This is a genomic window from Serratia sp. KH_031, assembly GCF_057839655.1.
The window spans coordinates 4,266,874-4,290,462 of sequence record NZ_CM174496.1 but is presented as its reverse complement, the minus strand read 5'-3'; the positions used below and the strand labels follow the sequence as shown (position 1 = coordinate 4,290,462).

The 23,589-nt window shown below is 52.6% G+C and carries 14 protein-coding genes and 1 pseudogene; 9 read left to right on the top strand and 6 right to left on the bottom strand.

Going from position 1 to position 23,589, the window contains the following annotated elements:
* Positions 1 to 9: 9 nt before the first annotated feature.
* The 6 genes from phnK to phnF are packed head-to-tail and all read right to left on the bottom strand — an operon-like array spanning position 10 to position 4,487.
* Positions 10 to 798: a phosphonate C-P lyase system protein PhnK gene (phnK, locus tag AC3ISQ_RS19325; RefSeq protein ID WP_489349119.1), complete on the bottom strand. Its 789-nt coding sequence runs from the start codon at positions 796 to 798 to the stop codon at positions 10 to 12.
* Positions 798 to 1,664: an alpha-D-ribose 1-methylphosphonate 5-phosphate C-P-lyase PhnJ gene (locus tag AC3ISQ_RS19320; protein WP_489349117.1), complete on the bottom strand. Its 867-nt coding sequence runs from the start codon at positions 1,662 to 1,664 to the stop codon at positions 798 to 800. The genes phnK and AC3ISQ_RS19320 overlap by 1 nt, the downstream gene beginning before the upstream one ends.
* Complete coding sequence (locus AC3ISQ_RS19315; protein WP_489349115.1) at positions 1,657 to 2,733, bottom strand: carbon-phosphorus lyase complex subunit; 1,077 nt, start codon at positions 2,731 to 2,733, stop codon at positions 1,657 to 1,659. Before AC3ISQ_RS19315 ends, AC3ISQ_RS19320 begins: the two co-directional genes overlap by 8 nt.
* Positions 2,733 to 3,314 carry a phosphonate C-P lyase system protein PhnH gene (gene phnH, locus AC3ISQ_RS19310; RefSeq protein WP_489349113.1) on the bottom strand — a complete coding sequence of 194 codons (582 nt, stop codon included), beginning with the start codon at positions 3,312 to 3,314 and terminating at the stop codon, positions 2,733 to 2,735. The genes AC3ISQ_RS19315 and phnH overlap by 1 nt, the downstream gene beginning before the upstream one ends.
* 3 nt (positions 3,315 to 3,317) lie before the next feature.
* On the bottom strand, positions 3,318 to 3,761 hold the full coding sequence (gene phnG / locus AC3ISQ_RS19305; protein ID WP_489349111.1) for a phosphonate C-P lyase system protein PhnG: 444 nt from the start codon (positions 3,759 to 3,761) through the stop codon (positions 3,318 to 3,320).
* Positions 3,762 to 4,487, bottom strand: a complete 726-nt coding sequence (phnF, locus tag AC3ISQ_RS19300) for a phosphonate metabolism transcriptional regulator PhnF (protein ID WP_489353391.1) — start codon at positions 4,485 to 4,487, stop codon at positions 3,762 to 3,764.
* Positions 4,488 to 4,778: 291 nt separating this feature from the next.
* Between phnF and AC3ISQ_RS19295 the strand changes: the two genes are divergently transcribed.
* From AC3ISQ_RS19295 to AC3ISQ_RS19255, 9 genes and pseudogenes are all read left to right on the top strand, one after another.
* Entirely contained in the window at positions 4,779 to 5,066 is a 288-nt protein-coding gene (locus AC3ISQ_RS19295; protein WP_489349110.1) for a type II toxin-antitoxin system RelB/DinJ family antitoxin, read from the top strand.
* An 8-nt stretch (positions 5,067 to 5,074) separates the two neighbouring features.
* Positions 5,075 to 5,350 (top strand): type II toxin-antitoxin system RelE/ParE family toxin, encoded by a 276-nt coding sequence (locus tag AC3ISQ_RS19290; RefSeq protein WP_489349108.1) that lies wholly within the window; start codon positions 5,075 to 5,077, stop codon positions 5,348 to 5,350.
* A 398-nt stretch (positions 5,351 to 5,748) separates the two neighbouring features.
* Entirely contained in the window at positions 5,749 to 5,907 is a 159-nt protein-coding gene (speFL, locus tag AC3ISQ_RS19285; RefSeq protein ID WP_489349106.1) for a leader peptide SpeFL, read from the top strand.
* Between the two features lie 286 nt (positions 5,908 to 6,193).
* Positions 6,194 to 8,356, top strand: a complete 2,163-nt coding sequence (gene speF / locus AC3ISQ_RS19280) for an ornithine decarboxylase SpeF (RefSeq protein ID WP_489349104.1) — start codon at positions 6,194 to 6,196, stop codon at positions 8,354 to 8,356.
* Positions 8,357 to 8,408: 52 nt separating this feature from the next.
* Positions 8,409 to 9,725, top strand: coding sequence for a putrescine-ornithine antiporter (gene potE / locus AC3ISQ_RS19275; RefSeq protein WP_489349103.1), 1,317 nt, complete (start codon positions 8,409 to 8,411; stop codon positions 9,723 to 9,725).
* Between the two features lie 166 nt (positions 9,726 to 9,891).
* Complete coding sequence (locus AC3ISQ_RS19270; protein ID WP_489349102.1) at positions 9,892 to 11,457, top strand: carboxylesterase/lipase family protein; 1,566 nt, start codon at positions 9,892 to 9,894, stop codon at positions 11,455 to 11,457.
* A gap of 333 nt (positions 11,458 to 11,790) precedes the next feature.
* Positions 11,791 to 13,464: a ShlB/FhaC/HecB family hemolysin secretion/activation protein gene (locus tag AC3ISQ_RS19265; protein WP_489349100.1), complete on the top strand. Its 1,674-nt coding sequence runs from the start codon at positions 11,791 to 11,793 to the stop codon at positions 13,462 to 13,464.
* A 21-nt stretch (positions 13,465 to 13,485) separates the two neighbouring features.
* Positions 13,486 to 16,251 (top strand): annotated as a pseudogene (locus tag AC3ISQ_RS19260) (two-partner secretion domain-containing protein); the annotation flags it as partial.
* Positions 16,252 to 16,541: 290 nt separating this feature from the next.
* Positions 16,542 to 23,585 (top strand): hemagglutinin repeat-containing protein, encoded by a 7,044-nt coding sequence (locus AC3ISQ_RS19255; protein WP_489349099.1) that lies wholly within the window; start codon positions 16,542 to 16,544, stop codon positions 23,583 to 23,585.
* Positions 23,586 to 23,589 lie beyond the last annotated feature (4 nt).

The following is a 23,589-nucleotide window of genomic DNA, read 5'->3' as shown; positions in this document are numbered from 1 at the left end:
CCACCAACGTTACGACAGCACAGAAGAAACCAACAACTGGGTATAAGGATGATGCGGATCGTCCAGCACTCGGTCGGTCAGGCCGCTTTCCACTACTTCCCCTTGTTTCATTACCAGTAGGCGGTGAGCCAGCAGGCGTGCGACACCGAGATCGTGCGTGACGATCACCGCTGCCAGTTGCATCTCCACCACCAGATTGCGTAGTAAATCGAGCAGTCGCGCTTGCACCGAAACGTCCAAACCGCCGGTCGGTTCATCCATAAACACCAATTTAGGATGCGTCACCAGATTGCGGGCGATCTGCAAGCGTTGTTGCATGCCGCCGGAGAAGGTGGTCGGCAAATCGTCGAGACGCGAAACCGGGATCTCGACGTCCTCTAACCATTGGCTGGCTTGCTGACGAATATCGCCATAGTGACGCTGACCGACCGCCATCAACCGTTCGCCAATATTGCCACCGGCAGAAACCTGCGGACGCAAACCATCGAGCGGATGTTGATGCACCACACCCCAATCGGTACGCAGCAAGCGACGGCGATCACTTTCCGCCATCGCATACAGGTCATGCTGTAATCCGGCCTGTGGGCGGTAAAGGATCTGCCCTTGTTGTGGTGCCAACCGCGCGGAGATCGATTTCAGCAGCGTGGTTTTACCCGAGCCGGATTCACCGACGATACCCAGCACTTCGCCGGGGTAAATATCAAAGGAGACGTTACTGAAGCCTTTGCCCGGCGCGTACAGGTGGGTGAGGTTGTCCACCGACAGTAGCGGCGTGCTGCTCAAAGTTGCGGAAGTCATCAGTGCTGCGCCTCTTGCGGTGATTGTTGTGGTAATAACTGTTGCTGGCAGTAATCGGTATCCGAGCAGACGAACATGCGCGTGCCTTGATCGTCGAGCACCACTTCATCCAGATAGCTATGGCGTGAGCCACACAGAGCGCAGGGTTCGTCCCACTTTTGCACGCTGAACGGATGATCGTCGAAGTCCAGACTTTCTACTTTGGTGAACGGTGGCAGGGCGTAGATACGTTTTTCGCGCCCGGCACCGAACAGTTGCAGCGCTGGCATCATGTGCATTTTCGGGTTGTCGAATTTTGGGATTGGTGATGGGTCCATTACGTAGCGATCGTTCACTTTCACCGGGTAGGCGTAAGTGGTGGCGATATGGCCGTAACGGGCGATGTCTTCGTACAGTTTTACCTGCATCACGCCGTATTCTTCCAGCGCATGCATTTTGCGAGTTTCGGTTTCACGTGGTTCGATAAAGCGCAGTGGTTCTGGGATCGGCACCTGATAGATCAGGATCTGATCTTCACGCATCGCCGTTTCTGGGATGCGGTGGCGAGTTTGGATCAACGTGGCTTCTGGTGTACGTTCGGTGGTTTCAACGCCAGCCACGCGTTGGAAGAAACGGCGGATCGACACCGCGTTGGTGGTGTCGTCGGCACCTTGGTCGATCACTTTCAGCACATCGGCACGTCCGATAATGCTGGCGGTGATCTGGATGCCGCCAGTACCCCAGCCGTAAGGCATCGGCATTTCACGACCGCCGAACGGCACCTGATAACCGGGGATCGCCACACCTTTCAAAATGGCGCGACGGATCATGCGTTTGGTCTGCTCGTCTAAATAACCGAGGTTATAACCGCTCAATATTTCACTCATCGCGAGTCTCCTGGAATTCTTCGCGCAGGCGTTTTAGTAGTTCCAGTTCGGCCTGGAAATCGACGTAGTGCGGCAGTTTGAGGTGCGAGACAAAACCGGCGGCTTCTACGTTATCGGCATGCGCCAGTACGAACTCTTCGTCCTGCGCTGGGCTGGCAATGCTCTCGCCGTATTCATCGGTTTGCAGGGCGCGATCGACTAACGCCATCGCCATCGATTTACGTTCCGCACGACCAAACACCAAACCATAACCACGGGTGAAGTGTGGCGCTCTCTCTTGCGGATCGACAAAGCCGTTCACCATTTCGCATTCGGTTAGCATGATCTCGCCAATATCGATGGCAAAACCCAACTCTTCCGGCACGATGGAAACCGTGACCTGCCCGGTGCGGATCTCCCCGGCGAACGGGTGGTTGCGGCCGTAACCGCGTTGGGTGGAATAACCCAATGCGAGTAGGAAACCTTCATCACCGCGCACCAACTGTTGCAGGCGTGCGGAGCGTGAGCAGGGATAGACCGGTGGGTTGCGGGTGATGTCGTCCGGCGTGCTGCCATCGTCTTGCTCGGTCAGCGCTAGTTGTTGTTGGCTCAGCAAATCAAAGACGTGGGCACAGGCTTCCGGTAACGGCTCGTCGGCCTGTGGTGCGCGTGGTGCTTTACCTTCCGCCAACAGCGCGAAATCCAGTAAGCGGTGGGTGTAATCGTAAGTGGGGCCAAGCACTTGTCCGCCGGGTAAATCCTTATAAATCGCAGAAATACGGCGTTCTAGGCGCATTTGTTGCGTTTCTAGCGGTTCGCTGGTGGCTAACCGTGGCAGGGTGGTGCGATAGGCTCGCAGCAGGAAGATCGCTTCTACCAGATCGCCACTCGCTTGTTTGATGGCCAGTGCCGCCAACTGTCGATCGTAGATACCGCCTTCGGTCATCACCCGGTCAACCGCTAAACCAAGCTGTTGTTCTATCTGTTCAGCCGTCAGTGCAGGGAGAGATTCATCACCCCGGCGCAGGTTTTCTTGCAATTGATGGGCTGCCTCAATGGCTTTTTCGCCCCCTTTGACTGCAACGTACATCAGCACACCTCCACATGGGTTGTGCGCGGGAGAGCGATGAGGCGCTCACCGCAGGTCAGTAAAATATCGAGGCCAAGCGGGAAGCGCTGTGGGCGTTCGAGCAGATAATCCAGTAATGCGGCAGGCAGTTGCGGGGCGATAATGCGTTGATTTTCAATGCCAGGGCCGCGTAAGCGCAACGGTTTGCCACCTTCCAGCGCAGCGATTTGCACCAAGACCGTGGCACCAGATTCTGGTGAGACTTCGTTACCATAAGGTAAGGCTTGTAAATCAGTCGGTTGTAGTTGGGCGTCAAATAACGCAAAGCAGATGTCGTTAGTTTGAGCCGCCAGCGGTGCGCCAGTATGGAAACGAATGTTTGTTAGCACTCGCTCACTCTCTAATGCTTGGCAAATATAGATCGGTGTTTCTTGAGCGGCCAATGTCAGTAGAATTGCTGTGCTAGCCGCGTTCAGATTTCCCCACACCGGACCACCTTGTAGCATCACTTGATAACCCGGCTCGCTGAGTGCTTTTAAAATCAGCCGAAAAGCGTGTTGGGATTGTTCAATCGGTTGTTCGAAACCGGTGAGTAAACTCATGGCTTAATCCCCTCGCACCAAAGTAAAGAAGTCGACGCGGCTAGCGGCCACCGAACGGGCGCGTAGCTGACGCTGTTCCTGTTGAATGGCGGCCAACGGCTCAATCAATCGCTGTTGCAACAGTTCCGTGTTGTCTGGCTGTTGCAACAGAGCATCGACCAGCGCGCACAGCTCGGCGTGGGGTTTGTCGCGCCCGGCGATATAGCTGTAGCCATAGCCGCCGTTTGCCAGTTGCACCACGGCGCGGGTGACGGTCATGTCCCCTAAAACAAAGCGGCGACCGGTGGCACCCATACGCCCTTGCAACTGCGCCAGCCCAATCTCGGGGGCGCGAATGCTGTGATAAGTAGGGCTGAGATTCAGCGCCTGCCAGTGGCTGCGCAACTGCTGTGGTTGGCTGTGCGCCAACACCGACATCCAGCGTTGTCTCGGCTGTAAGGCTTGCATTTAGTGCTCCATCGTCAGTTCGATCATGTCGGCGCGCGCTAGGCTGACGGAGTATTCCGCCACGCGTTCGCTGCCGGTGCAGGTATTCAGAGTGCGCACGCAAAGCAGCGGCGCGTGGGTGGCAATGGTCAGCAATTGGCTCTCTTTAGCCTGTGCCAGCCGGGCGCTGACGCGTGTTTGGCTGCGGGTTAGCGACTGATGAATGTGTTGCTCAATAAATTCGTGCAAAGAACCGCTTTTGAACTGTTGCAGCGCTGGCCACCAGTCCAGATCAGGCAGGTAGTGGTCGATCACGCTCATCGGTACGCCGTTGACGCGTCGTAAAGTTCGCAGGTGGATCACCGTTTCTCCTTCTTCACGCGATAGCGCACTAGCGATATGCCCATGACACGGGCGTAAAACAGCTAGTAAGCGCTCACTGGTGGGGTGACTGCCCTGCTCGAGCAGGTTCTGACTAAAACGGGTATGGGCGTGTATCGGGTAATCATAAGGGCGCATCAACACCAGAATGCCGACGCCGTGGCGGCGTTGCAGCCAGCCGCGTTCAACCAACTGATCGACGGCACGACGTAAAGTGTGGCGATTGACCTGATAGCGTTCAGCAAGTTGTTGTTCGGATGGTAAATAATCACCGCAGCGGTATTGAGAACGTAACTCCAGTTCCAACTGAGCGGCAATTTGTTGGTAGCGGGTTGGGTAGCTGGTCGGATGTCTAGATAACTGCATCATAACAAAAACCTCCGCGGGCTGAGGGCACTGTCAGTGGGGAGCAATACAATGGATTTCATGAGCGGCACCCGGTAACTAAGTTGCCGTTATGGTGCAGGCGTTAAATGACAATCAGGTGACGAGCAGGTGGCGGAAAGATGAACTCTTTGGGGCAGGTAAATGAGAGGTTTGAGGTGATTACAGTGATGAGTGGCGGTTTGTATGAATGAAAAACAATCTATTGGATTTATTTTGTTGTCACAATTGTGCTAACGTCATAGGTGGTATGTTGACCAAGAGGACGTATTTATGGAAAGCCGTATCCAGTTCCGGATCGAAGATGAAACCAAACAATTGGCTCAGAAGGCAGCAGAAGCGAAAGGTATTACCTTAAGTGAGGCTTGCCGGCGTTTGGCTGAACAAATGGCAGATGAACAGCGTGCCGCAGAGGCACATGAAAATTGGCTGAAAGAAAAAGTTGATGCTGCTTTTGCTCGCTTGCATGAAGGCAGTGCAATTTATATCAGCGCTGAACAAGCGGAAGCAGAAATGGATGATTTTAAAAATAAAATAAGAGCGAAGTACGCTAAAAAATAAGGATAGCTATGCGCATCGAGTGGGATTTTGTTGCCCTACAGGATCGGGGGCGTATTTTTGAATTTTTGTACTCGTTGAACCCGGTGGCCGCTGAATGGGCTGATAACGAACTAGTAGAGAAGGTTAATCTTCTACTTGATAACCCTGGGTTGGGAAAGTCTTGCTATGGGCAGGTACGTAAACTACTGATTAATCTAGCTTCATTACTAGTTGTCTATATCGTTGCTGATGAGGTGATTAGAATCATGGCGGTTGCTCATCAACGCGAAAAGTTTCCTGACTGATCAACGGCCGATCTTCGGTTATCTTCATCAAGCCCTCTTTTTCAGAATACTGAATGTCCTATTGTTGAAGACGATCACAATTATGGATAATGATGTATTAATACAAAATTGAATATTAATTCTCATTTTTTGAATTTCAATTCATTATTGAATTTTGCGTTTTTATAACAATAAAAAAACATACCCACATCGTTTGAATGATACATGGTCTATTTAATATCACTCATGTCAATGTTACAAAAAAACATCCTAATACTCATTTTTTGGTAGCGCTCTTACTTATCAATTCATTTACATAAGAAAGATCTTGCTAATCACATTCTATGCAACCATATGCATAACAAATGAATATTTATTTATGAACTGGGATTTTTACGTGATTTACATCACATTTTAAAATGTCACCAGCGCTAAAATGTCGCCAACTTTCAATCAGAGAGATGGAAGAGAAAATGGAAAACAATAACCGAAAAATGGCGCACATCAGGCGGACAACTCACCTAATGATGATGGCTCACCGTAGTTGTTTTAGCTTTGCCTTCTTTAACTTCAGATAGCCCACCTCCTCTACGTTTTGATCCAACGCGGAACGTACTTTCTTTATTTGTGAATTTCCTTACGTCTAATGTGTAATGGATAGTCTCGGCCTTAATTTTGGTCAGACGTAATTCTAGACTCCGTAAACGATCAATTACGTACAAGATACGTTCGTAAAATAATCTGCAAATTGTGTAATTCCTAACGGAGATTACTACGGTTTTGCACACCTTTATTTTAACGAAAATATTTCCAGCTAATCACATCGATCGGCTGTAGGGATATTTTTGCCTGAAGAATGAGAAAATGAATAAATTAAAAATTGCCGCTAATGTAAAAACTCTGGCCTGTTTTAATACTCAACGCGATATTGTTGATGTTCATCACAGTGATTTTAACGATGTTGCCGCTGTGGTGCTCTCGGTTGAGGATGTCGCAGCTGGCATGGTGCAGCAACTGGAAGACACGGGTCTGAATATTCCGGTATTTGTCGCGGTATGTTGTGAAGAAGAATTGGATAACGCCACATTGCCTGCGCTGCATGGGGTGTTTGAACTCTGTGGTAAGAATACCCAGTTCTACGGCAAGCAGTTGGAAGCTGCAGCGGTGAAATATGAATCTGAATTGCTGCCGCCATTTTTTAATACCCTGACGCAGTATGTCGAAATGGGGAACGCCACTTTTGCTTGCCCGGGGCATCAGGGCGGTGAGTTCTTCCGCAAACATCCAGCGGGGCGTCAGTTCTTTGATTTCTTTGGCGAAACTTTATTCCGTTCCGATATGTGTAACGCCGACGTCAAATTGGGTGATTTGTTGATTCATGAAGGTGCGCCGTGCGATGCACAGAAACACGCAGCCAAAGTGTACAACGCGGATAAAACCTACTTCGTACTCAACGGGACTTCTGCCTCTAACAAAGTCGCGACTAACGCCTTGTTGACGCGTGGTGACTTAGTCCTGTTTGACCGCAACAACCATAAATCAAACCACCACGGTGCGCTGATTCAGGCAGGGGCCACACCGATTTATCTGGAAACTGCCCGTAATCCGTTCGGGTTTATCGGCGGTATCGACGCTCATTGTTTCGATGAAAAATATCTGCGCGAGCAGATTCGTGAAGTTGCGCCAGAACGCGCTAACGAAGCACGCCCGTTCCGCTTGGCGATCATCCAACTGGGCACTTACGACGGCACTATTTATAACGCACGTCAGGTGGTGGATAAGATTGGTCATCTGTGTGACTACATCCTGTTTGACTCTGCTTGGGTGGGTTACGAACAGTTTATTCCGATGATGAAAGACTGCTCGCCGCTGCTGCTTGAACTGAATGAAAACGATCCGGGCATTATCGTGACTCAATCGGTACATAAACAGCAGGCCGGTTTCTCTCAGACTTCTCAGATCCATAAAAAAGACAAACATATCAAAGGGCAAGATCGCTACTGTAACCATAAGCGCTTCAACAACGCGTTTATGCTGCATGCCTCGACCAGTCCGTTCTATCCGCTGTTTGCCGCGCTGGACGTCAACGCCAAAATGCACGAAGGCAAAAGCGGTCAGCGTTTATGGAAAGAGTGTGTGCGCATCGGTATTGAAGCTCGCAAAATGCTGTTGGATACCTGTAGCCTGATCAAACCGTTCGTTCCAAGCGAAATCGACGGTAAGCCTTGGCAGTCCTTCTCCACCGAAGCGATGACTAACGACCTGCGTTTCTTCAACTTTGTCCCAGGCGAAAAGTGGCATGCCTTCGAAGGTTATGAAGAATCACAGTATTTTGTCGATCCTTGCAAGCTGTTGCTCACCACACCGGGCATTGATACCGCCACCGGCCAGTACACCGAGTTCGGTATCCCTGCGACTATTCTCGCTAACTATCTGCGTGAAAACGGCATTGTGCCGGAAAAATGCGATCTTAACTCGATCCTGTTCTTGCTCACTCCGGCGGAAGACATTGCCAAAATGCAGCATTTGGTAGCGTTAATCGCTCGCTTCGAAAAACACATTGAGCAGGATTCTCTGCTGAGTGAAGTATTACCGACGGTGTACAAAAATAATCAGCAGCGCTATCAAAATTATACTCTGCGTCAACTGTGCCAAGAAATGCACGATCTTTATGTCAGCTATGACGTTAAAGAATTGCAAAAAGAAATGTTCCGTAAAAACTATTTCCCACGTGTGGCAATGAATCCACAAGACGCCAATACCCAATTTGTGCGCGGTAATGTGGAATTAGTTTCTCTCGCTAAAGCCGAAGGGCGAATTGCGGCGGAAGGGGCGTTGCCTTATCCACCGGGAGTGCTGTGTGTGGTTCCGGGTGAAATATGGGGTGGGGCAGCTCAACGTTATTTCTTGGCACTGGAAGAAGGGATTAACTTATTACCGGGATTTGCGCCGGAATTGCAGGGTGTTTATATCCAGCAAGATGAAGATAGCTGGAATCGTGCTTATGGCTATGTGATGAAACATTAATTCAACTGACATGGTGGCGGTAATTCCGCTGCCATTTAAGAGAGAAAATAACATGAGCAAATCTAATAATAAAATGGGGGTCGTACAATTAACGGTCCTCACCGCGGTCAACATGATGGGTTCCGGCATAATTATGCTGCCAACCAAGCTAGCGGAAGTGGGGACGATTTCGATCGTCTCTTGGCTGGTGACGGCCATTGGTTCGATGGCGCTGGCCTACGCTTTCGCCAAATGCGGGATGTTTAGCCGTAAATCAGGCGGGATGGGCGGTTATGCCGAATATGCCTTCGGTAAATCCGGCAACTTTATGGCTAACTATACCTATGGTGTGTCTCTGCTGATCGCCAATATCGCGATTGCTATTTCCGCCGTGGGATACGGTACTGAATTATTTGGCGTCAATCTGACACCGATCGGTATTTGTATCGCGACTATTGGGGTGCTGTGGCTGGCGACGGTGCTGAACTTCGGTGGGGCGCGCATTACCGGGCAAATCAGTGGAATTACCGTATGGGGTGTGATTATCCCAGTGGTGGGGATTTCCATCATCGGTTGGTACTGGTTCAGCGGTAGTGCTTATATGGCCGCTTGGAATCCCCATGCAGTACCGACTTTTGAAGCCGTCGGTGCTTCTATTTCCATGACATTGTGGGCATTTTTGGGCTTGGAATCTGCTTGTGCCAACACCGATGTGGTAGAGAACCCAGAGCGCAATGTGCCGATCGCGGTATTGGGCGGTACTTTGGGTGCGGCGGTGATTTACATCGTTTCCACCAACGTGATTGCCGGTATTGTACCGAATATGGATCTGGCTAATTCGACCGCGCCGTTTGGTTTGGCATTCTCACATATGTTCAACCCAACCGTCGGCAAGGTAATCATGGCGTTGATGGTGATGTCTTGCGTGGGGTCGCTGCTGGGCTGGCAATTCACCATCGCTCAGGTATTCAAATCCTCGGCGGACAGCGGTTTCTTCCCGAAAATTTTCTCCAAGGTCACTAAAGCCGATGCGCCGGTGAAAGGTATGTTGACCATCGTGATTATCCAGAGCGTGCTGTCGTTAATGACCATCAGTCCGTCTTTGAATAAGCAATTCAACGTGTTGGTCAATCTGGCGGTAGTCACCAATATTATTCCGTACATCTTGTCGATGGCGGCGTTGGTGATTATTCAGAAAGTCGCCAAAGTGCCGGAAAACAAAGCGAGAATTGCCAATATCATTGCCGGTATTGGTGCGTTGTACAGCTTCTATGCGCTGTATAGCTCCGGCGAAGAAGCCATGATGTGGGGCGCGATCGCCACCTTCCTTGGTTGGTCGTTGTACGGCATCGTTTCACCACGTTTTGAATTTACCGAGAAGAAAGGATAAGTCATACAAAAATAGCTCTGCATCTTTATTAGGTTAATTTTCTTTATGAAGCCGCAGGGCTATCCATGTCGGTATAACCCGTTTGAGGTTGTGATGTGGATAGCGGTTTACCGTGAACTGTCGTGTTAGCGTACCTACCAATACTCATATAAAGGTAGGTAAAACAATGAAATATAAAAACAACCCATGGTTCAAATACTCAACATTGATAGCGGTGATGATTGCTGGAAGTGTTTCTGCATCTCCACAACATACGGTAACCATTGAGCAAGGGCGCTTACAGGGGGTCGTAGATAAAGGTGTTGAGGTATTCAAGGGAATTCCTTATGCACAACCACCACTAGGAGATCTGCGCTGGAGTGCGCCACAGCCCGTTGCGGCCTGGCAAGGTGTGCGTCAGGCTAAAGAGTATGGTCACGATTGCGCCCAGATCCCCTTCCCTGGTGATGCAGCGCCATTAGGTGTGGCTACCAGTGAGGATTGTCTGGTATTGAACGTTTGGCGACCGGTTAAGAACAGTGCCAAGAACTTACCAGTAATGGTGTGGATACATGGCGGCGGCTTTGTTAATGGCGGGTCTTCGCCAGAAGTGTATGACGGCAGCGAGTTTGCCCGCCAAGACGTAGTATTAGTCAGTTTTAACTATCGCTTAGGACGCTTTGGTTTCTTCGCCCACCCGGCGTTGGCGCAAGATGCCTTGAAAGGCAACTACGGCCTGATGGATCAAATAGCGGCGCTGAAGTGGGTACAAGAGAATATCGCGGCTTTCGGCGGTGATAAAAATAACGTAACTCTGTTTGGTGAATCTGCGGGCGGTTTTTCAGTGGTGAGTTTACTGACCACGCCACAAGCCAGTGGGCTATTCCAAAAAGCGATTATCGAATCAGGTTCCGGGCGACAGAACATCACGCCGGGAGTGAGTTATCAAAAGGCTGAACAGGCCGGGTTAGCGTTTGGTAAACGTTGGGGAATTGATGGGCAGGATGCGCAGGCATTAGCGGCTCTGCGTGCGTTGCCAGCAGATAAAGTGGTGGACGGGTTGAACATGGCGACCATGAATCAACCGACCTATTCTGGGCCGATGATCGATGGTGAAATCATCACAGGTGAGCCGCAAGATGTTTATCGTCAGGGCACATTTGCCAAAATACCGCTGATGATTGGTGCTAACGATATGGATATCGGTTTCGCACCACCGGCCAGCAGTTATGAACAGGCGTTAGCACCGTTTGGTGCGGAACATTATCAAACTGCGCTGTCGCTGTATCAAGCCGCAGGTGCGAAGACGCCACAACAAATGGCAGAGATGCTAGCGAGCGATCGCTTTATGGTCGAGCCAGCACGTTATGTGGCAAAGGTATTCAGTGAAGCCGGGTTGCCAGCTTATCAATACCGTTTTGGTTACGTCGCGCAGAGTATGCGTCACGAATGGCCTGCGGCAGTACATGCCAGTGAGATCCCGTATGTGTTCAATACACTCCCCGCACGTTACGGCAAGCAACTGACCAAGCAGGATCGTCAGGTGGCTAGCTTGATGCATCAGTATTGGATCAACTTCGCGCGTAATGGTGATCCGAACGGTAAAAAATTGCCTGAATGGCAAACTTATCAAGCCGACAAAGATAATTTGATGGTGTTCCCGGCTAGTGGCGCGCCTGCCAGCCAGCAACAGCGCGATCCGTGGGGGTCAAGGTTGGATCTGGTCAGTGGGTTGAGCAGTCCGGCTAAATAATCTGCAACGTTATGCCGTATGGCGATGATAGCAAGAAACAACCCCACCCTATGAACGGTGGGGTTGTGCTGGGTTATTTTGTACGAAAGGTATCACTATCACGCCGAGTGAAAATGAAAACGACAACTCGCCACTTCAGACAAATCCCCTGTTTTTTTACACCTTTCCTTATTTAGTTAAGTCTTACTCACCGGTTACTTGTATTTTTTACTTATAAAAGCCAAATAAGGAGAATTTAATCAGCGTAGTTAATGATTGTTACCCTACTTTACACTTGAAATATCCAGTTACAGCTCGCTAAAATGCCGCAAAATTATACGGTGGCAACTCTGAATGGACTCGATAATTCAACGAATCACAGTCATTTTTCTGTGCTTTTCTTTCTCTATTAGTGCGAATGCTGCTCTATTGAGCCCAGCGGATCGCGATACGATCCAACAGCAACAACGCGAACTGTTGGAGCAAAATCAGCAGCAGCGACAGGAGCTGCAACGCAGCCTGACGCCGACTTTACCTGCACCACCTTCTGCTACAGCGACACCCGAAGGGCCTTGTTTTAACATCACCCGTATTCAGCTGCTCGATGCAGAGCATATGCCGACTAGCGCACAGCGCCAATTGACTCAACCTTACCTGCAACGCTGCCTTGGCTTGAATCAGATTCAGACGCTGGTACAGCAGGTTTCCGACTGGTATATCGCCAAAGGGTACATCACCAGTCGGGCGTTTTTGACCGAGCAGGATCTTTCGAGCGGCGAGTTAAAACTGCTGGTGCTGGAAGGTAAGCTGGAGAAGATCTTGCTCGAGAAGCAGGACGATCGCGCACTAAAAATGGCGTTCCCCGGCCTGCAAGGTCAGATCCTGAACCTGCGTGATATTGAGCAGGGCATGGAGCAGATTAATCGCCTGCGTCAGCAACCAGTACAAATCGAAATCCTACCGGGCAGTCAACCGGGTTACTCGGTGGTTAACCTGAGTGGCAAACCTGAATTCCCGCTACAACTGGGCTTGGGTTTTGATAACAGTGGTCAAAAAAGTACCGGAACCGGACAGCTCAATGGCTCGTTAACCGGTAACAACCTATTGGGATTAGCCGATCAGTGGTTTGTCGCCGGTGCTCGCAGTAGCGATTTTGCTAACGATCACGATGCGCGTAGCGTTCAGGCAGGTGTTAGCCTGCCTTATGGCTATTGGACGATGGATTACAACTATTCCTACAGTGACTATCTGTCGACGATTGATAATCAAGGGTTTGATTGGCAATCCAGCGGCGATAGCCAGACGCATCGTTTGAGCTTGTCACGGGTGTTATTCCGCGATGGCGACATGAAAACCGGTATGTCCCTCGGTTTAACCCACCGCCTCAACCGTAATTACCTTAACGATACCTTGCTGGAAAGCAGCAGCCGCAAACTAACCAGCGTGACGCTGGGCGTTAGCCATAGTCAAAAACTGTGGGGCGGATTTGCCACGCTGAATCCGGCTTACAGCCGCGGTGTGCCATGGTTGGGTGCGGAAGACGACAGCGGCAAAATCAAAGAAGCCCCCAAGGCCGAGTTCCATAAATTCTCACTTTCTAGCAGCTACTACCTGCCACTGGCGCAGGACTGGACTTATCTCACCAGCCTGTATGGTCAGTGGACTAATGATCGTCTATACGGCAGCGAGCGGCTGACCATTGGTGGTGAGAGCTCGGTACGTGGCTTCAAAGAGCAATATCTTTCTGGCGATAAAGGCGGTTACTGGCGTAACGAAGTCAACTGGTCGCTAGTGACGTTGCCTTTTATCGGCAGTATCAATGCATTAGCTGCTATCGATGGCGGCTATCTGCATCATGACGATTTGGATGCTTATGCCTCTGGCACTCTATGGGGCGGCGCAATAGGGCTTGGCAATCGTAACCGCTATTTCAGCAGCCAGTTCACCGTGGGTTGGCCGTTGGCGTATCCAGATTGGCTTAAGCCAGATTCTGTCTCGATTTATTACCGCATCAGCTTCGTACTTTAATTAGCAGAAAAGGTTTCAGGGATGAAAAACGATAATAAACAACCCATTAATACCGCGCAGCGCCTGCTGAGCTACCTCTTGTGTGGCTTCTTGGCGTGGCAGCCTCTGTTACCTGCTTTTGCCAACGGCGTCAACGTCGCCGAAGGCAATACCCGTGTCGATCAGGCCGCCAACGGCGTGCCGGTGGTCAATATCGCCACCCCCAATCAGGCCGGGATTTCGCATAATAAATACAACGATTTCAACGTTGATCAGCAAGGGCTGATCCTCAATAACGCCACCGGGCAGCTCAACCCGACCCAGCTCGGCGGCCTGATCCAGAACAACCCCAACCTGCAAGCCGGTAAAGAAGCGCAAGGCATCATCAACGAGGTGGTCGCGCCGAATCGTTCGCAACTGCAAGGCTATCTGGAAGTCGCGGGTAAAGGCGCCAGCGTGATGGTCGCCAACCCGTATGGCATCACCTGTAACGGCTGCGGTTTTATCAATACCCCGAACGCGACGCTGACCACCGGTAAACCGGTGTTGGGTGCAGACGGCAAGCTGCAAGCGCTGGAAGTGACGCAGGGCGCGATTTCCATTCAGGGCAAAGGACTGGATGCGAGCCAAAGTGACAAGTTTGCGCTGATTGCCCGCGCCACGGACATCAACGCCCAACTGCATGCCAAAGATTTGCAGGTGAAACTCGGTGCCAACCGGATTGATGCGAATGGCAATGTGACGCCGATAGCCGGCGTGGGCGAAGTGCCGAAAGTCGCCATTGATACTGGGGCGCTCGGCGGTATGTACGCCAACCGTATCCATCTGGTGTCGAGCGAAAAAGGGGTCGGCGTTAACCTCGGCGACCTCAATGCCCGTGCCAGCGATATTCGTCTGGACGCTAGCGGCAAAGTGACACTGAATAATTCACTGGCGCAGGTCAACTTGACGGTGAATGCCACCGACGTGGCCTTGGGCGGTGAACATCAAGCGCAGGCGATGGCACTGACCAGTCAGGGTAATTTGGCGCTGGAAAACGCCACGTTGAACACTCAGGGCGATATTCAGCTCAAGGCCGCACAGCTGGTGACAGCAGGGAAAATGCTGGCCGGTGGGCAGTTGAACCTGAACGCCGGGAGTTTGCAGGGGAGCGCGGAAAGCCGTCTGGCAGCGCAAGGGGACGTCGGGCTGACATTGAGCGGCGACGCCGATTGGCAGGGCACCTTGACCGCCGGGCGCGATTTGACCGTCAGCGCCAATCAACTCACTAACCGTGGGCAGTTGGCCGCCAACGGTAACAGCCAACTCACGGCGAACAACCTCACCAACCACGGCTTGCTGCAAGCGCAAGGCACCCAACGGCTCGATGTGGGGCAACTGAACAACCGCGGGAAAGTGCAATCAGCTGGTGCGCAGACGGTCACCGCGAATAGCGTGACGAACAGCGGATTGCTGGGCTCTCAGCAAGGGCTGAATCTGACCGTGCGTGACGGATTGAACGTCAGCGGTGCGTTGTACAGCGACAGCCTGCTCACCGTACAAGCCGGGGAGTTTTTGCTGAGCGGTAGCGTGCTGGGTAAACAGGGTATCTCGCACAGCGGTAGCTTGAATGCGTTGGCGGGTTCTTCGCTGCTGAGCGGTGGCGATATTGGGCTGCAAGGTAACAACGTGCAACTGGGGGGCTTGCTGTCCAGCGACCAGCAACTGACGCTGAATGCAAAGCAGCTCAAGATGGCACAGAGCGCCCAGACGCAGGCCAAACAGGGCATGACGGTGACTGCCACAAAGAGTGCGCAACTGGCGGGCGTGTTTACCACGCTGGGGGATGTGCAGTTGACCGGTGGTGCGGTAGATAACCGGGCAGCCATCAGTGCGAAGGCTATCGACTGGAACAGCCAGTCACTGAATCAATACGGTCAACTTCAGGCGGAGACGTCTCTCACGTTGACCAGCCAGACTTTGAATCAGCAAGGCAATCTGCTGGCCGGGCAAACGCTGACCCTGCGCGGCGAGCAATTGACCCACACCGGGCAAATCAGTGCACCGACATTAACACTGGCCTTCACCCGTTCGCTGGATAACAGCGGCACGCTGATTGCCGGTGAAGCACTAACGCTCCACACAGACTCCCTAAGCAATAGCGGCACCGTGGCGGCTAACGACCTTTCGCTTACCGCAAACCACCTGGACAACGGTGGACTGATTCAGGCCACGACCGATGCTTCTTTGACATTCAACGCGTTGCAAAACCGCCTGAATGGACGTCTGTTAACGGGTGGGGCACTGGCTCTGCATGGGCAGCGGTTAGACAACGCCGGTAAAGTGCAAGGCAAAACGGTTGATGTGACCGCGAATGGCTGGAACAACAGCGGCAGCGCACTCGGCAGCGATAGCTTAACGGCGAAGGTGCAACAGCAACTGAACAACGGTGGGCAACTGCTGAGTTCTGGCGCGGTTCATGTGCAGGCTGCTGAACTGGTTAACGACGGTAAAATCCTGAGCGAAAGCGCTCTGACGCTGGTGGCCCCGCAGGTCACTAACCGCGGTGAAATGCAGGGGCAAACTACCCAACTGAACGCGGATGCATTGACTAACAGCGGTAACCTGATTGGTGTGCAAAAGCTGGTGCTGCAATTGCAGCGCGATGTGAATAACGCCACGGGGGGTAAGTTGCTGAGTGGCGGTGAGCTGAACATTACGGCGGATGCGGTGAACAACGTCGGGCTGTGGCAGGGGGAGCGCATTGTACTGGCGGCACGGCAGTTCGACCATAGCGGTACGGCGCAAGCGAAATCCATTCAACTGGATGTGACCGGCAATATTACCAGTGCCGCCAGTAGCCAACTGGTGGCGAACGACGCCTTGGCGATAACTGCGCTAGCACTCACTAACGCGGGAAGCTGGCAGGCGAGCAACTTGCAATTACGTGGGCAGTCACTCAGCAACAGCGGCACCTTGACCGGCGTTAAGCAACTGGATGCGACGATGAGCGGCAACGTTGAACAAGGTGCCCGCGGAAAAATGCTGAGTGGTGGTGGGCTGACGCTCACCGCCAATAGTGTCAACAATCTGGGGCGCGTACAGGCCAATACCTGAAATTGGTTGCTACCGACGTCACCCACGGCGGCGTGCTGCTGGGGCAGAACAACGTCGATATCCAACTGACGGGGATTTTCAATCAGTTAGCAGGCAGCACGTTACGCAGTCAAAACGCCTTGACCTTGAATGCGGCAGAACTGAATAACGCCGGAGAGATTCAAGGCGATGGCGTCAGTACCTTCACGCTGTCGCGCGTGCTCAACAATAGCGGCAAACTGCTGAGCGCCGATGCGTTGACCATCAGGGCACCACAACTGACCAACGATGGCGGGTTGCAGGCCAAAACACTGACCCTGAACGGCACCACCTTAGATAACCGCGGCACGTTGATAGCGGCCAATGACAACCATCTCGGTTTCACCACAGTCAATAACAGCGGCACGATGCAGGGTGAATCACTGCGTCTGAAAAACGCCGATACCCTGAACAACAGTGGCACCGTGCTGGCAACCAGCCTGTTGGACGTACAAGCGAAGCAAATCGACAACAGCGCCACCGGTAAGTTGTTCAGCGCGGGTAATCTGAGCCTGACCACCAATGTATTGAATCAACTCGGTCAGTTGGCGGCGCTAAAAGACTTGGCGCTAACGCTCAATGCCGCATTCAGCCAGCAAGGCACGTTGGCGGCGGGTAACAAGCTCAGCCTGAACAGCAGCGGTGACCTGACGATTAACGGCACGGTACAAGGCCAGAGCTTGGAACTGCGCAGTGGCGGACAGTTTGTTAACGCCGGGTCGTTGCGTGCGGGTAGCGGCGATGTGCGGATTGAGGCGAATAGCATCACGCAAAACGCCGGAGCCAGTCTGCAAGCGGTGGGATTAGTGCAACTGCTCAGCCGTGGCGAACTCACCAACCACGGTTTTATCGGTACGGCGGGTGACTTGGTACTGTCGGCGGTGGGGCACTTGCTCAACAGCGCGATGTTGTACAGCGGCGGCAATATGCAATTGCTGGCAGAGCGTATCACCAACCAACGTGGCGATATTCTGGCGGGTAATAATCTGTGGATGCAGCGTGACGCGGCAGGCAATGCCAATACGGAAATCATCAACACCTCCGGCACTATCGAAACGGAAAACGGCGATATCACTATTAAGACCGGGCATCTGTTGAATCAACGGGAGGGACTGACGGTTGAAACAAAACAGACGGATGTGAGAACGCCAGATGATACCTATATTGACGTCAAGCTGACGGATTTGGGACTTGATGAACTAGGATACACCGAAACTTACCAGTGCTCAGGCGGTGGACGAAATGAGCACTGCTGGGACAGCTATGTTGTCCGATTTAACAAAAAGCAGGATGAGAAGAGATTCTTAATCAGTGAGTCAGAGATTCTTGTTAGTGCTAATGGCGGTGCTGCTCGTATTGCCTCCGCAGGCAATATGGCGATTGCTGCCAGTTCTTTAGAGAATAATGCTAGCCAGATTTTGACGGGCGGTAATCTTACGCTTACTGGTAATCAACTCAATAACTACTCCGTGAAGTCGGGAAAAGTCTCTCAATATCAGTTGTATAAATACGATTTCACTTATAATTGTAAGGATATTATTGCTTTCAATAGTGGCGGTAATATAGCCAGTTTTAATTTTGTCAGAGAAAGAGATAAAGGCTATGAGTACCGCACCATTCGTTATGAATTGGTCGGCGGGCCGACCTATGAAGAAAGTGTTGACAGCGAACTCTACCGTTCTGTGATCCAAGCGGGCGGCACCCTCAGCGCCAACTTCACCAGCGACATCAGCAATACCACCGTTACACCTAACGCCGGTAGCATCAGCACAACCATCGCCAAACCTACCCTAGAGACGGTGCAAAAGCCGGATGCCATCAGCGGCACGCAGGCTCAGGGGTTAAACGGTGACCAGACCGTCACCATTGGCACGCCAGCATGGCAAGACAGCCTGCATGAGGCGTTGAGCGACCTCGGTAATGCGGCGCAACTGGCCGATTATCCGCTGCCGAGTGGCACCAGCGGACGCTTTGTGCCGAGCCCCGACCCGAACAGCCCGTACCTCATCACCACCAACCCCAAACTGGACGGCTTGGGGCAACTGGACGACAGCCTGTTCAACGACTTGTACGCCTTGCTGGGGCAACAACCGGGCAACGCACCGCGCGAGACCGGTAGCCAATTTACCAATGAGAAACAGTTTATCGGCTCGGCTTACTTCCTCAATCGTCTGAACCTGAACCCGGATTACGACTACCGCTTCCTCGGCGATGCGGCGTTCGACACCCGTTACATCAGCAACGCCATGCTGCACCAGACCGGGCAGCGTTATATCAACGGAGTCGGTTCTGATTTGGCGCAGATGCGCTACCTGATTGATAACGCCGCGCGGGCGCAGCAAGGGCTGGGGCTGCAATTTGGCGTCAGCCTGACGGCAGCGCAGGTGGCGGCGCTCGATAAGAGCATTGTCTGGTGGGAGAAGGTGACTATCAACGGCCAAACCGTGCTGGCACCGAAACTGTATCTAGCGAAAGGTGACACCGCACCACTCAACGGTAGCGTCATCGCTGGGAATAACGTCAACCTGAACGGTGGGCGCATCGTTAACGATGGCAGCACGATGCAGGGCGGCGACTTGCTGAGCCTCTCCAGCCGAAGCAGTATCAGCAACCTCAATGGCGGCTTGCTGAATGCCGCAGGGGCATTGGACCTGAGCGCCATCGGCGATATCAGCAATATCGGCTCGACCATTAGCGGCCAGCAGGTTGGGTTGGAAAGCTTGGATGGCAGCATCATCAACCAGACCTTAACCCGTCAATGGGACGCGAGTGGTTCAAGCGGTTGGGGCAATCAGTCGTTGTCCTTGTCACGCACTGAAATCGGTGACATGGGCACCATTAAGGCCGGTGACTCTCTGAGCCTGAGCGCCGGTAAGAATATCGACATCCTCGGCGCACAGGTCACCTCGGGTGGCGCGATGGACATGTGGGCAGGGAAAGACATCAATATCCTCGCCAACACCACGTACAGCGCCGATAAACGTAATGGTGGGCGTTGGGGTGGCGGGGTGAAAGAAAGCGAAAGCCACGGTAGCCAATCAGCAGACGTCAGTGCCGGTGGGGTACTGAACGTGCAAGCGGGGCAAGATGTGCGTCTGGCAGCCAGTCAGCTAGGTAGTCAAGGTGATGCCACGATAAGTGCCGGGCGCGATATCCACCTGCAAACGCAAGAAAACAGCCAACGTCAGCAGAACAACGGTGATGAACAACGTACTACAGGGGCGACGCGCAGCACCTTGAGTAGCGGTGGGGATTTGGCCTTGCAGGCCGGGCGTGACCTGAACGCCAAAGCCTCGGCCATGGTGGCGGACAACGACCTCAGCCTAAGCGCCGGGCGTGACGTCAATCTCACCACGCAAGAAACCCGTGACTACAGCGAAAGCAAAGGCAACCGTCGTCAAGAGATTGACGAATCGGTACGCCAGCAAGGCACCGAACTGGCTAGCGGCGGCGACACGCGTATTACCGCAGGCCGTGATGCGACGTTAAACGCAGCGCAGGTGCAGGCCAGCGGCGACGTGGCGGTTAACGCAGGGCGCAATATCGCGCTCAATAGCGCCACTGAAAGCGATTACCACTTCTTCGAAGAAACCAAAACCAAGAAAGGGTTCTTATCCAAAACCACCACGCATACGGTGGAACAAGACTACGCCACGCATGAGAAAGGCAGCATGCTGAGCGGCGACAACGTGCGTCTGTCGGCGGGTAACGACCTGACCGTTAAAGGCTCGTCGGTGGTGGGCGATGGTACTGTGACGCTGCAAGCAGGCAATAACGTCGATATCGTGGCGGCGACGGAAGAGCAATCGACCTATCGACTGAACGAGAAGAAAAAGAGCGGCATGTTCAGCGGCGGCGGATTCGGCGTCACCTTCGGCAGCACCTCGTCGCGCCATCAACTCAATGAAGACGGCACCACCCAAAGCCAGAGCGTCAGCACCGTGGGCAGCACCGGCGGCGATGTGAATATCGTCGCTGGCGGCAAGGCTCATATTGGTGGCGCGGATGTGATAGCCGACAAAAACCTGAACGTAGCGGCAGGCAGCATCACAGTTGACCCCGGTAATGACCTGCTGCGGCGTAAAGAGCGCTACGAGCAGAAACAGAGCGGGCTGACGGTGGCTATTTCCAGCCCGATTACCGATACCTTGCTAGCGATAAACGATTCGCTCAAGCGCGCTGATGATACTGGTGATGACCGCCTGAAAGCGTTGTACGCCGTACAGGCGGCACGGGTAGGGTGGATGAACTCGGGTGCCAGTGCCGACCAGGCGCAGGCGCTCAAGAACGGTGAGTTGTCCAACAGCGTGAAAGTGCAGGTGAGCGTTGGCTCAAGCAAGAGCACATCTGAATCGGATTCGCTACAAAATCAGGTACGTGGCAGCTCGCTGTCGGCGGGTGAGAACGTCACCATGGTGGCGACGGGCAGTAAAGGTACTGACGGTAACTTGCACATCAGCGGCAGCGGTGTGACGGGCAATAAGGTCACACTGGCGGCGAAAAATGACCTGATATTGGATGCGGCAACCAATAACAATGAACAGACCAGCAAGAACAACAGCAGTGGCTGGAATGTGGGTGTGCATGTGTCGTTGGGGCAGGAAACTGGGATTGGTGTGTCTGCCAGTGGTTACCGGTCGAAAGGCAAATCAGATGGTAACAGCACCGAGTACGTGAATACGCGAGTCAGCGCCAAAGATGAACTGAACCTGAGTAGTGGACGCGACACCGTGATTTCCGGTGCGCAGGCGTTGGGAGATAAAATCACTGCTGATGTCGGGCGTGACCTCACAATCAGTAGCCTACAAGACACTGACGATTACCACAGCGAGCAAAAAGATGTCAGCGGTGGTGCGAGTTTCACTTTCGGCTCGATGACCGGTTCGGCTTCGCTAAGCGTTAACAAAACGAAGATAGACAGCGAGTACGCCAGCGTCGGTGAACAGAGTGGTTTATTTGCGGGCGACAAAGGTTTTGACGTCAACGTCGGTAAGCACACGCAACTTAACGGCGGGGTGATTGCCAGCACCGCCGACAAGATTCACAACCAGCTTTCCACCGACACTCTGGGTTGGAATGCCATCGAGAACGAAGCGAGCTACAACGCCAGCAGCAGCGGCTTTGGGATTTCGACCGGTGGCCCCGGTAGCGGTGGTTTGGCGAAAGAGAAAGGGAATGCGTCGGGTACCACTCAGTCGGCGATTGCGGCAGGCAATATTGATATCCGCGATACCGACAAGCAAATGCAAGACGTTAACGACCTGAGTCGAGATACGGCGAACGCCAACGGACATATCGACAAAATCTTCGACAAACAGAAGGTTGAGGACAATCTGGCGTTTACGCAGGGCGTCACCCAACTCGCGAGCCAACTGGTGGGGGATTACAGCAGCAAACAGATGTTGGATGCGCAGCGCGAAGCGGCGAAACGGTTGTCGAGTGACCCGGCATATTTGAACGCCTCGGATGCGGAAAAACAGCGGATGCTGACCACCTCGCCGGAATATCAGGCGGCGCAGAAACAGTACGGCGTTGGCAGCGGATTCTGGTTGGCGGGTTCCGCCATTAGCGCGGCCTTGGCAGGGATTGCCGGTGGGGATGTGGGTGCGGTGGCCGGGGGTGCTTTGGCTCCCTATCTTGCGCAGGAAATCAAAGTGCGTACCCAAAATGCAGATGGCACCACCAATGTGGCGGCGAACGCAGCAGCCCATGCGGTGGCGGGTGCATTGGTAGCGTTGGTATCGGGTAACAATGCGGCGGCAGGTGCAGCGGGCGCGGTCAGTGGTGAGTTGGCGGCACGGCTTATTGTCGAGCAACTCTATCCGGGACAAGACCCCGCGACGTTGACGGAAGAGCAGAAGCTGAATGTTAGCGCACTAAGTCAACTGGCCGCAGGGCTGGCAGGCGGTTTGGCGGGTGATAGCACAGCGGGTGCTGCAGGCGGAGTGATTGCGGGTAAGAATGCGGTGGAGAATAACTTCCTTAGTCCACAACAAGCTGAAACGCTGAATAAGTCTATTGAGGATCAGAAAGCTGGTAAAAACCTGCTAAAGGCTTCACAGAATATCGTCAGGCTGACGAATGAAGACCGAGCTAGCAATGTGTTGCTGCAACAGTACCAATCAGGCCAACCACTGACAGAAGGCCAGAAGCAAGAGCTAGCTGGATTGCTTAACCAGTATGGTCATGAACTTCAGTCTATGTACGGGTATACCCCACAGCAAGCGGCTGACGCTATTCAATCACTGGTCGCAGGCAAAGCGTTTGTTGCCTCCACAGGAGATACCAAAGCGTATAACGAGGCGCTGAGTTATCTGAAAGGGTATAGCGTACAGTCCGGTCAGGCCGCATTAGGAACCGATGCTTTACTCGCTTTGCCGGGTGCTCCGGGGATTATTGCTCGTTCAACGCTGGCAGCAGGTGGGGGTTATCAAGCCGGTACTGGGATCGGCCAGGTCGTTGATGGCAACTACGGCGAAGGTGCATTAAATATCGGCTTAGGGACAGCGGCTATCTTTGGTGGCGTTGCGGGAAATAATGTTATAGGTAAGACAGATGGCGCAATAGTGTCACCGGGTAACTCTACCATATGGCAAACCGGCTCTATCGGTAATGTGATTACGAAGTCTGAGGGGGGGTTAACGGGGCCTGTCACTAAGATAGAACCAGGTATGACGAAGGAGAATATTCGCTCTCTAAACCGAGAAAATGAGAGTGCTAAAATTCTTTCTCAATCAGGGTTTTATGTAGAACAAAACCCTTCTATAGCTGGAAACAAAAATCCAGATTACCGGATTAATGGTGAGATTTTTGATCACTATGCGCCAAAATCTAGTAGCGTTAGAAATATTTGGACTGAAGTAAAAGGAAAGATTGATGAGGGACAAACTACCAATGTCGTAATCAATATTTCTGATACTAAGGTGAGTATGAAAGCGTTACAAAACCAGTTCAGTCAATGGCCAGTGTTGGGTATGGATAAGCTAATTGTTATCGATAAATCCGGTAATGCGATTAGGGTAAAGTGAGGGA